We start from the raw sequence: 10,604 nt of genomic DNA, 5'->3' as shown, positions 1-10,604 counted from the left end.
AGCGCGGTCACTTCGCGCCCGCGATCTGCACGTTCGCGAGCGCCGTGTCGAATGCCGCTTGCAGCGTCGTGCCATCGAGGTCTTCGCCAATCAGCACGAAGCGGCTCGCAAGCGGCTGCGTCGCGCTTTCCTGCGCGTTCCAGCGGCGGTCGAAATAGCTGTCGAAGCGGCGGCCTACACCTTGAATCACGAGACGCATCGGTGCCCCCGGCAGCGCGGCGAAGCCCTTCACGCGATAGATCGTGTGTGCATCGACGAGCTGCTGCAGCGCTTCGATCACGCTCTCGCGCGAAGCGGCCGCGCCCGACACCACGACCGAATCGAACTCGTCATGATGATGATCGGGATCGTCGCCGGAACCGTGATGGTCGTGCCGCAGATGAATGCTCTCTTCGGAAGCCGCTTCGAGCCCGAGCAGCGTATGCAGATCGAGCTTGCCGTGCTGCGCGCGCACGATCTTCACCTGCGGCGGCAGTTCTTCGCGCAGCTCGGCAATGAGCGCGTCCTGGCCCGCTTCGTCGAGCAGATCGGTCTTGTTGAGAATGACGAGATCGGCGGCCGAAAGCTGGTCTTCGAACAGCTCGTGCAGCGGCGATTCGTGATCGAGATTCGGGTCGGCGCGGCGTTGTGCGTCCACGGCCTGCGGGTTTTCGGCGAACTGGCCGCTCGCGGCGGCGGGGCCGTCCACCACGGTCACGACCGCATCGACGGTGAACGCGTTGCGAATCGACGGCCAGTTGAACGCCTGAACGAGCGGCTTGGGCAGCGCGAGGCCGGAGGTTTCGATCAGCACATGATCGATGTCGCCGCGGCGTTCGAGCAGTTTCTCCATCACCGGGAAGAACTCTTCCTGCACGGTGCAGCACAGGCAACCGTTCGCGAGTTCGTAGAGCTGGCCTTCCGTTTCGTTGCCGTTCTCGTCGCAGCCAATGCCGCAGCCGCGCAGAATTTCGCCGTCGATACCGAGTTCGCCGAACTCGTTGACGATGACCGCGACGCGCAGACCACCCGCGTGCTGGAGAATGTGACGCAGCAGCGTGGTTTTGCCGCTGCCGAGAAAGCCCGTCACGATCGTGACCGGAATCTTGCGCATTTGCATGAAGTGCTCCTTCGGCGCCAAGCCGGATAGCGGGGTGCGTCGCGTTGGCCGTTCGTGCGAGTATCTGTGTGTCGTCACGCGAGCACGCGCGTATCCGTGGAGACGCACTCACGCGTAACGATTCAAAAAAAACCTGCAGGGGGACGAACGACCAGAAACGCACCGGGGCCTCGCCCGGCCGACGCGTGAATATCATGGACCCGGCACCGCATCCCCGCAGCGCGAATCCCACGTATCTGGCCGGTATCCGGACTGACGAAACACCGCTTCGCCTTCCCGCGCGAGTGGCCTTGCGGCCGGCTCGGGCAGTGGCGTGGACTGCGTAAAGCATGGAAGCGGTTTGCGGCATTCGTTCGAACGCCGCGCTCGTTGTACCGTTGCGGGTGCAGTTCAGGTTGGCCACGCCCGAGGCGGGATGGCTCCCTGATTCCCGTTTAACTGCGCGCGCATCATGAATCGCGCGCGCGAGCACCAGAGTGCGTGCGAGTGTAGGCGCGGGGGGCTTGCGCGTCAAGGAAGGCGTGGGAAGCCGCAAAAGCGTGTGCTATCGTAGCGCGCATCCGGCAACGGCCGGAATACGACTGTTTTGCTTGCTCCGCTCCCGCCGTGAATTCTGTCGAAAATCGCGCCACGCGCGCAGCTTCATTCGAAACCACGCTGGAGCCCGCACAGCGCGCGCCGTCGCTCGCGCTCGGCATTGGCTGCCGGCGCGGCGTGACGCTTGCGCAGGTCGACGCCGCCGTGCGCGCCGCGCTCGGTGCGTGCCCGCTCGAAAGCGTGACCTCCGTGGCCACGCTCGACGTCAAAGCCGGTGAGCCCGCGCTACAGGCGTTTTGCGCGGCGCATGCGCTGCCGCTGTACACGTTCACGCGGGAGCAAATCGCCGCGACGCCCACGATCGCGCCGCCCTCCGCTGCTGCCCAAGCGCAATTCGGCGTGGACGGCGTGTGCGAGCCCTGCGCGCGTCTCGCGGCGGGCGGCGGTCCGCTCGTGCGCGGCAAGCTGGCGCTCGACGGCGTAACGGTCGCGATCGCCAGCACGCTGCAAAACCCGGCAAACACGCAAGCGAAAGCCCCGCAATAAACCCACTCACGACGATGAAAACCGATCCCGAATCGCACCAACGCATGACGCAACGCCGCCGCGAGGGCCACGAGAAAAAACAGGCCGCCGCAACGCACGAAAAGGGCCTCCTGATCGTCAACACCGGCAACGGCAAGGGCAAGAGCACGGCAGCGTTCGGCATGGCCGTGCGCATGCTCGGCCACGGCATGAAGCTCGGTGTCGTGCAGTTCATCAAGGGCGCGCTGCATACGGCCGAACGCGATTTTCTCGGCAGCGTCGCGCACTGCGACTTCGTGACCATGGGCGACGGCTACACCTGGAACACGCAGAATCGCGACGGCGACATCGCCACCGCGCGCAAGGGCTGGGACGAAGCAAAGCGCATGATCGAAAGCGGCGAGTACGCGATGGTGATCCTCGACGAGCTCAACACGGTGCTCAAATACGAGTACCTGCCGCTCGACGAAGTGCTCGGCGTGATCGCGTCGCGCGCGCCGCACGTGCACGTGGTCGTGACGGGCCGCCATGCGCCCGACGCGCTGATCGAAGCCGCCGACCTCGTCACGGAAATGCGCCTCGTGAAGCATCCGTATCGCGAGCAAGGCGTGAAGGCGCAAAAGGGCGTGGAGTTTTGAGCGCATGAGCGCAACGCTTGCCTGCCCCGCGCTGTTCATCAGCGCGCCCGCTTCGGGCCAGGGCAAAACCACGCTCACGGCGGGCCTCGCGCGCCTGCACCGCCGTGCGGGCCGGCGCGTACGCGTGTTCAAGACCGGGCCGGATTTTCTCGACCCCACGATCCTCGCGCGCGCGAGCGGCGCACCCGTGCTCTCGCTCGACCTGTGGATGGTGGGCGAACAGGCGTGCCGCGCCCTGCTCGTGCAGGCCGCGCGCGAAGCCGACCTGATCCTCATCGAAGGCGTCATGGGTCTGTTCGACGGCACGCCGAGCAGCGCCGATCTCGCCACCACGTTCGGCGTGCCGGTGGCCGCTGTCGTGAGCGCGAAGTCGATGGCGCAGACGTTCGGCGCGATTGCGTTCGGGCTCGCGCGTTTTCGGCCCGAAGTGCCGTTTCATGGCGTGCTGGCAAACCGCGTGGGCTCGCCGCGCCACGCGCAGATGCTGCAGGAGGCCTTGCCCGCCGACGTGCGCTGGCTGGGGCACGTAACGAGCGAAGCCATGATGACGCTGCCCGATCGCCATCTCGGCCTGCATCAGGCCGCGGAGATCGACGACCTCGACGCGCGCATCGAGCGCGCCGCCGACGCGCTCGCGCAAACCGCGCTCGCGGAATTGCCGCCTCCGGTGGAATTTTCATATTCTTCGCATGACGAAGTAATTCCTCGCCTGCTCGAAGACCGCCATATCGCCATTGCACGCGACGCCGCGTTCTCGTTTCTCTATCCCGCGAACATTGCGTTGCTCGAAACGCTCGGCGCAAGCGTGAGCTACTTTTCGCCGCTCGCGAACGAGCCCGCGCCCGCCAACGCCGATGCGATTTTTCTGCCCGGCGGCTATCCCGAGCTGCATACATCGGCGCTCGCGCGCAATACGCTAAGCGCGAATTCGCTGCGTGCGCATGTATCTGCGGGAAAGCCGCTCGTCGCCGAATGTGGCGGCATGCTTTATCTGCTCGATGCACTCACCGACGTAGAAGGCACGCGCACGCCGATGCTCGGCCTGCTGCCCGGCGAGGCGGTCATGCAAAAACGCTTCGCGGCGCTCGGCATGCAGCAGATCGATGGCGCACATGGCGCGCTGCGCGGCCACACGTTTCACTATTCGCGCATCGCCACGCCGCTTGCGCCCACGCTCACGGCACGCCACGCACAAACTGGCGGGCCCGGCGAGGCGCTTTATCGGCATGGTTCGATCGCGGCCACCTATATGCACGCTTACTGGCCCTCCAACCCGGCTTTCGCGGCCGCACTCTTCCATGGCACAGCCCTTTGACGAAGCCGAGCGCGCGGCGGTCTACCGTGCGATTTACGAGCGCCGCGACATGCGGCACTTCGCGCCGGGCCCCGTCGATCCCGCGACATTGGCACGCCTGCTCGACGCCGCGCATCACGCGCCGAGCGTGGGCTTCATGCAGCCGTGGCGCATCGTGCGCATTACAGACAACACGTTGCGCGAGCAACTTCACGAGGCGGTCGAGCGCGAACGCATTGCGACCGCCGACGCGCTGGGCAAGCGCCGCGACGAGTTCATGAAGCTCAAGGTCGAAGGCATGCGCGACTGCGCCGAGGTGCTCGTGGTCGCGCTGATGGACCGCCGCGAAGCTCATGTCTTCGGCCGGCGCACGCTACCGGAGATGGACCTCGCATCCGTGGCCTGCGCGATCCAGAACATGTGGCTCGCGGCGCGCGCCGAAGGGCTCGGTATGGGCTGGGTGTCGATCTTCGATGTCGACGAGGTGCGCGCCCTGCTCGCCATGCCGCCCGGCGCCAAGCCGGTGGCCATACTCTGCGTGGGTCAGGTCGACGCGTTCTACCCGCAGCCAATGCTCGAAATGGAAAAGTGGGCCGAACGCAAGCCGCTTGGCGAATGCGTGTTTGAAAACCACTGGCCGCACGACGAGGCCACCGGCGCGCCCGAAGCGCTACCCAAAGCAGCGCCGGACGCCACACCCGGCACCTGACACCCGCTCACGCCTCGCGCGCGTAGCAGACGGCCTCGACATTGTTGCCGTCTGGATCGATCAGGAATGCTGCGTAATAGTCGGGGCTGTAGTCTGCGCGCACGCCGGGTTCGCCATTGTCTTTCGCGCCTGCGCGCAGGCCCGCTTCGTAGAAGCCAACGACCGCCGCGCGGCTCGCCGCCGCGAACGCCACATGCACGCCGCGTGGCGCAAGCGCCGCGTCGCCAGAGACGGCGTGCAACCAGAGCTTCGGCTCGCCTGGCTGGCCGAGTCCCGCATAGGCGTCGTCGCGCATGCACACCACGACGCCTAACGGCGCGAGCAGCGCCTCATAAAAACGCACGCTGCGTGCGAGATCCTGCACGCGCAATCCAATGTGATCGAACATGAGCGACTCCCGTGATGTCTGTGCGCAACCGTTGCGCCAGATTCGGGAGTCAGCATAGCGCCTTCGTCGCCGGCGCGGCCTGGGGAAAGTTGCCCTGAACTACTTGTCGACTGGCGAAACGGAGAGCACTTCCGGCATGCCCGGCGTCTGATCCGTGCCGACGTTGGGCGGACTCTTCAGCTTGACGCGCCATTGCGGCGCGCCCGCATACGGCAGCCGAGCCAGCGCGCCCGCCACGAGGTACGGCACGGCTTCGCGTGCGTCGGCGTTGCGATCGTGCTTGACGGCGCTGACCTTGTAGACCTCGCCGCCATCGGGCAACGCGAAGAAACGCAGCGTCAGCGTATGCACGTAGGGCCGACCGAACCACGGCAACGACGGTCCCTCGGCTGGCACGCAGCCGGCACCGCAGTCGCCGTCGACGACTTTCACGTCGGCGGGACGCGTGGCCCAGGCCACCGAGACGAGAAAGCGCGCCGCATCGGGCGACCCCGCGCTGAAACCGCGCTGCGCGAGGCCATCGCTTAGCAAGGCCTGGTACGGAAGCATCTCGCCCGCGTCGACCTGGGCGGGCGTGGGCGCGAAACGGTAGTTCGCGCCCTGGTTCGCCGCGGCAGGCAACGCGCCCGTGGCCGCGACGTCGGTCGTCACGCCCGCACATCCGGCGAGGGCGACGAGCATCGACAAGAGACAAATCGACAGCAAGGTCTTCACACAACACTCCATTGGGTTATTCATGCGCTTCCCGTCCGGCACTTCGCGTCCGGCTCAACCCGGCGCGTCGAACGCGGGCAATGACATCGTCAGAACGGTGCCCTCGCCCGGCTCGCTCTCCAGCTGGACATCGCCGCCGTGGCGCGTCACGACCGTCTTCACGAACGCCATGCCGAGCCCCGCGCCGCTCACCTCGGGCCGCTGCTCCGCGTGAAAGCGCTGGAACGGCTGAAAGAGCCTCGCCTGGTCTTCGTGCGCAATGCCGTAGCCCTGATCGCGAATCGAGCAGACCACCCGCGGCGGAATGTGGTCGTCCAGCCCGACCGTGCAGACGATACGCGTATCCACAGGACTGTACTTCACCGCGTTGTTCAGCACGTTCACGAGCGCGCGCGTCATGAGCGAGCGGTCGGCGTTGATCCAGCCCATCTGGTCGCCTTCGAACGCGGTGTCGATCTGGATGCGTTTCGCGCGCGCCTGCGGCCACACTTCATCGCTCGCGTCGATCACCAGCTCCGCGAGGCTCGTGGGCTCGAGCGCGTAGACCTGGGACTCGGCGCGCGCGAGCTGCACGAAGTCGTCGGCGAGCTTGAGCGAGCGGCGTGCGTAGCGCTCGATGCGCTCCATCACGCCGCGCACGGGCTCCGAGGCGAGCGTGCCGCGTTCGCGCTCCGTCTCGACGAGCGCGACGATCGAGGCCTGCGGCGAGCGCATGTCGTGCGACAGCAGGCGCAGCGCGTCCTCGCGCTGGCGTTCGGCGTCGTGCAGCGCTGTCACGTCGACGAGACCCGCGATCCAGCCCACCGCCTGCCCTTGCGCGTTCGTGCAGCGCGCGTAGCGCAGCAGGTAGTCGCTGCCGTCGCGCGCGCGCACTTCCACGCCGCGCTCCATCAACTCCGCGAACTCGCCGCGCGCCGGGTCGAGCGGCGCGGGCCAGTGCGCGTGCGCGAACGCCATCGCATCGGGCGCCGGGTCGATCGGCTTGACGAGCGAGAGGTCGCCGAACACATCCTGCATCCAGCGCCCTTCCGCGGCGCTCACCTTCAGGCGGGCGAGATACGCACGCGAAGCGTGATTCGCAATCAGCACGACGCCGCGCAGATCGGCGACGAGAATCGGCTCCGGCACGGAATCGAGGCTGTCCCACACGAAGCGGCGCATGTCCTGCAGCCGCTGCGCGGCCTGCGCCATGAGCGCCATCTGCTGGGCGAGCGCATCGCCGGCGAACTCGCGGCGCTGCGTGGGCGCTTCGGGCAGCAGGTAGGGTTCGTCGGCAAGCTGGCGCAGTTCCTTGCGCAGGTAGGCCATCGTCATTTCGAGGCGGCGCCAGCTCCACACCGGATAGACGACAAGCAGCGCGACGATCGCGGGCACGGGCGGCAGCCACAGGCGCGCGCCGTGCAACATACCCGCGCTCGCGCCGAGCGACACGGCGATCAGGAGCGCAAGCAGCAGCAGCGCGCGCAGCGGCGAGAGCACGAGGAAACCCGCCAGCAGCAGCGCGAGCGGCGCGAGCGAGGCGAGCACGACCATGATGGGTGGCGCGGGCTGGATGGCCGTGCCGTTGAGCAGCGTGTCGAGCACGATGGCGTGGACGTACACGCCGGGCAACGGGCCGAGCGTACCGGAGAGCGGCGTGGCGAAGCGGTCGTAGAGCCCCGAGGCCGTCACGCCGACGATCGCCACGTGCCCGCGCAACTGCTCGGTCGGCACACGGCCTTCGAGCACGTCGGCGAACGAGACCTTGTGGTAGGTCTGCGAATTCGCGCTGAACGGAATCAGGAAACGCGACTCGGTGCCGGGCGCCGCCGCGTGCAGCACGTCATCGCGCTGCGCGGCGGCCGGCGTGCCATGCGCGAGCTTCACGGCGCCGCTGCGCACCGCGCGCCACACCGGCACCATCAGTTGCGGCCAGCGCTGCTGCGCGTCGCCTTCGAAGAGCGCGACGCTGCGCACGATGCCGTCGCTATCGACTTCGAGGTTGATATGGCCCATGCCGGCGGCCGCCTGCGCGAGCGGCTTAACCGGCAGCACGGCGTCGCGGTGACCGGTGTCGTCGGCGGGCGTAAGAAGAATGGGAAGGAACGCCGGACGCGCGCGCAGCGCCTGCGCAAACTGCGCGTCGTCGTGCGATGGTTCAGTGAACAACACGTCGTAGACGACGGCCGCCGCGCCCGCCTTCGCGAGCTGATCGACGAGCCGCGCATGCGCCTCGCGCGGCCACGGCCAACGCCCGAGCGCGGTGACGCTCGCATTGTCGATCTCCACGAGCACGATGTCGGGCGACACCGGCAGCGAGCGCGCGGAGAGCAAGCGGTCATAGACCAGGTGGTCGGCGCCGCTCGTGAGCCGCCAGATCACGCAGAACACGACCACGGCCACGCCAGCGCAGCCCACGCCGGCCCATTCGAACAGGAAGCGGCGCCCGACTGAGCGGCCAAGGCGCGCGGGCGGCCTCACGCTCATGCGCGCCTGCGTCACCAGTCGAGCCTGAACGACTGGACCGGACTCGCCTTCTGGTAGTAATGGCCGTTGTCGAACTGCTCGGCGATCACCGTCCAGTAGTACACGCCCTTCGGCAGGTCGCGCACGACGGCCTCGCCCGCCGTGATGTCGGTGCGGTCGATGAGCGGCACACGCAGATCGGACGTCGTGCCGAGCACGAAGCGAAAGCGCGTGTTCTGTGCGTTGCGGTCGATGAACCAGCGGAACGCAAAGTCGCGCGAGCCTTCAATCGGGCCGGCGCTCGCGCCGAGCGCCACGCGGCGGCGCTCGAACGCATACGACGCCGGCATGCCTTCGAGACCGCGCGCGTCGACTGCGGAGATGCGCACGAAGTACGTGCCGTCTGCGAGGTCGGCGAATGACACGTGCGGGTCGGCGCTGCGCTTGTCGCGGATCATGTCGAGCAGGCCCGCGTCGCGGCCGATCTGCACGCGGTAGGCGCTCGCACCCGCTGCGGGCGCGATATCGAAGGCGACTTCGTCGTCGTCCTGCACTTTGGAAGGATGCAGCAGTTCAGGCGCGTCGAGCAGCGTGACGGGCGCGCCCGCTGGCTGGCCCGCCAGCGTGAGGCTGCCGTAGTGCGCGGCGACGAGCTGCTCGGAGGCGGCCAGCGGCGTACCCGGTGCCGGCGGCTGTACGTTGGCGCCGCGGCGGTTGTGGCCCGGCGAGCCGGCGTCCACGCCCACTGCACCGTTCAGCACTTCGACCGCCGTCGCGCCGTTGTCGCCGTCATAGCTCACGCGAAACTGCGTGCCGCGCACGCCGGCCACCACGGAAGGCGAGCGGATCTGAAAGCGATCGTCCTTCTTCGTGGCATGCGTGACTTCGCTGCTCACTTCGCCGCGATGAAGATCGACGATGCGGTCGGTCGCGCCGGTGAGCACAGTTTGACGCAGCGTGGCCAAGTCGAGCGAGGTATCGGGCGGCAGCGCGATATGCGAGCCGTCGGCCAGTTCAAGCGTCGCGAAGCCGTTGTGGCCGGTCTGCACCCGATCGCCTTCAACGAGGTTCGCGCCGACCGTGAGCGGCAGGAGCGGGCCGGCGCGGAACGCATGCTGCACGGGACCGTTCGCTGCGATCACCTTTGCGCTGAGGCCGTCCTGGCGCAGCAGCGCGACCGGCACGCGCAGCGTCGTGCCGGGCTGCAGGCGGCGCGGCGCGCTCACGTGATTGAGGCTCGCGAGCTTTTTCCAGTCGGCAGGATTGCGCAGATAACGCCTGGCGATGTCATAGAGCGAGTCGCCGGGGCGCGTGACGTAGGTGGTCGTCTCGGGCGACTGCGCGGGCGCGCGCGGGGCGCTCTCGCGCGCCTCGGCGCCGCGGGGAATGGGAATCAGCGCAAGCGCGAAGGCAAAGAACGGAGCCGCGGAGGCGCGCACCGCACGCGCGCCCCTCACGCGTCGTCCCCCTCGATGCGCTCGAGCCGGTACCCGTAGCCATAGATCGGCGTAAGGCGATAGCCGTTTTCGGGACGCAGGCCGAGCTTCGAGCGCAGCATGGAAACGTGCGTGTCCATCGTGCGCGAAGGAATGTCGTCGGACTGCTTCCAGATCACGTCGAGAATATGCGCGCGCGACAGCGGGCGGCTCAGATGCTGAAACAGCAGCAGCGCGAGATCGAACTCCTTCTGCGTGAGCGCGACGTTGCGCCCGCTCACCGACGCCTGGCGCGACTTGAGGTCGAACTCGTATTCGCCGAAACTTTCCTTGAGCGCGGGCGCGTGCAGCTGATAGGCGCGGCGCAACAGCGAATTGACCCGGGCGATCAGCACCGGCGCCGAGACGGGCTTGACGACGTAGTCGTCGGCGCCTGCGTTGAGCATTTGCGCGATGTCGACCTCGCGGCTGCGGCTCGTCATGAAAAGCACTGGCAGGCGCGTGGAGAGGCTCTGCCGCACCCAGTGCAGTACTTCGTCGCCCGCCATGTCGGGCACGTTCCAGTCGAGCACGAGCAGATCGAACGTCTGCCGCCGAAGCTGCCTGACGAGCTCGCTGCCCTTGGCAAACGCGTGGCAGGCGTGGCCCGCCGCGCTCAAGGCCTGGCAGACGAATTCTGTCTGCGCTGCATCGTCATCCAGTACTGCAATTCTCATAGCACCCCGCAACCAGGTTTGTTTTTCATCGTCTCAGGATGGACTGCCTGCCTGCCGCAGCGCGCTGCAGCCGCGACCCGCGTCTCGCGACGACGGCTGCGCG

Annotated in this window: 10 protein-coding genes and 1 riboswitch; of the genes, 4 read left to right on the top strand and 6 right to left on the bottom strand. The window is 67.6% G+C overall.

Going from position 1 to position 10,604, the window contains the following annotated elements; all coding sequences use genetic code 11:
- Positions 1 to 7 precede the first annotated feature (7 nt).
- The gene (cobW, locus tag U5A57_RS10280) at positions 8 to 1,099 is read right to left on the bottom strand and encodes a cobalamin biosynthesis protein CobW (RefSeq protein ID WP_321910493.1); all 1,092 of its coding nucleotides are present in this window, start codon (positions 1,097 to 1,099) and stop codon (positions 8 to 10) included.
- A 220-nt stretch (positions 1,100 to 1,319) separates the two neighbouring features.
- A riboswitch (cobalamin riboswitch) is annotated at positions 1,320 to 1,590 on the bottom strand.
- A gap of 166 nt (positions 1,591 to 1,756) precedes the next feature.
- Between cobW and U5A57_RS10275 the strand changes: the two genes are divergently transcribed.
- Genes U5A57_RS10275 through bluB form a run of 4 tightly spaced genes read left to right on the top strand, consistent with a single transcriptional unit; the run spans position 1,757 to position 4,802 of the window.
- Complete coding sequence (locus U5A57_RS10275) at positions 1,757 to 2,182, top strand: cobalamin biosynthesis protein (RefSeq protein WP_321910862.1); 426 nt, start codon at positions 1,757 to 1,759, stop codon at positions 2,180 to 2,182.
- Positions 2,183 to 2,196: 14 nt separating this feature from the next.
- Positions 2,197 to 2,799, top strand: coding sequence for a cob(I)yrinic acid a,c-diamide adenosyltransferase (gene cobO, locus U5A57_RS10270; protein ID WP_028205563.1), 603 nt, complete (start codon positions 2,197 to 2,199; stop codon positions 2,797 to 2,799).
- A 4-nt stretch (positions 2,800 to 2,803) separates the two neighbouring features.
- Positions 2,804 to 4,114 carry a cobyrinate a,c-diamide synthase gene (locus U5A57_RS10265; RefSeq protein WP_321910491.1) on the top strand — a complete coding sequence of 437 codons (1,311 nt, stop codon included), beginning with the start codon at positions 2,804 to 2,806 and terminating at the stop codon, positions 4,112 to 4,114.
- Entirely contained in the window at positions 4,098 to 4,802 is a 705-nt protein-coding gene (gene bluB, locus U5A57_RS10260) for a 5,6-dimethylbenzimidazole synthase (protein ID WP_321910489.1), read from the top strand. The genes U5A57_RS10265 and bluB overlap by 17 nt, the downstream gene beginning before the upstream one ends.
- A 7-nt stretch (positions 4,803 to 4,809) precedes the next feature.
- Here the strand turns inward: bluB and U5A57_RS10255 are convergent, their stop codons facing one another.
- The 5 genes from U5A57_RS10255 to U5A57_RS10235 all read right to left on the bottom strand — a co-directional run bounded on the left by U5A57_RS10255 (position 4,810) and on the right by U5A57_RS10235 (position 10,501).
- Positions 4,810 to 5,190 (bottom strand): VOC family protein, encoded by a 381-nt coding sequence (locus U5A57_RS10255; RefSeq protein WP_321910487.1) that lies wholly within the window; start codon positions 5,188 to 5,190, stop codon positions 4,810 to 4,812.
- A gap of 99 nt (positions 5,191 to 5,289) precedes the next feature.
- Positions 5,290 to 5,904 carry a DUF4136 domain-containing protein gene (locus U5A57_RS10250; RefSeq protein WP_321910486.1) on the bottom strand — a complete coding sequence of 205 codons (615 nt, stop codon included), beginning with the start codon at positions 5,902 to 5,904 and terminating at the stop codon, positions 5,290 to 5,292.
- 54 nt (positions 5,905 to 5,958) lie between these two features.
- Entirely contained in the window at positions 5,959 to 8,370 is a 2,412-nt protein-coding gene (locus tag U5A57_RS10245; RefSeq protein WP_321910484.1) for a CHASE2 domain-containing protein, read from the bottom strand.
- An 11-nt stretch (positions 8,371 to 8,381) separates the two neighbouring features.
- Positions 8,382 to 9,806: a FecR domain-containing protein gene (locus U5A57_RS10240; RefSeq protein ID WP_321910483.1), complete on the bottom strand. Its 1,425-nt coding sequence runs from the start codon at positions 9,804 to 9,806 to the stop codon at positions 8,382 to 8,384.
- Positions 9,803 to 10,501, bottom strand: coding sequence for a response regulator transcription factor (locus U5A57_RS10235; protein ID WP_321910482.1), 699 nt, complete (start codon positions 10,499 to 10,501; stop codon positions 9,803 to 9,805). The genes U5A57_RS10240 and U5A57_RS10235 overlap by 4 nt, the downstream gene beginning before the upstream one ends.
- Positions 10,502 to 10,604: the final 103 nt, after the last annotated feature.

The organism is Paraburkholderia sp. J11-2 (genome assembly GCF_905220185.1).
Lineage (GTDB): Bacteria > Pseudomonadota > Gammaproteobacteria > Burkholderiales > Burkholderiaceae > Paraburkholderia.
This window is presented reverse-complemented; position numbering and strand designations above follow the sequence as displayed.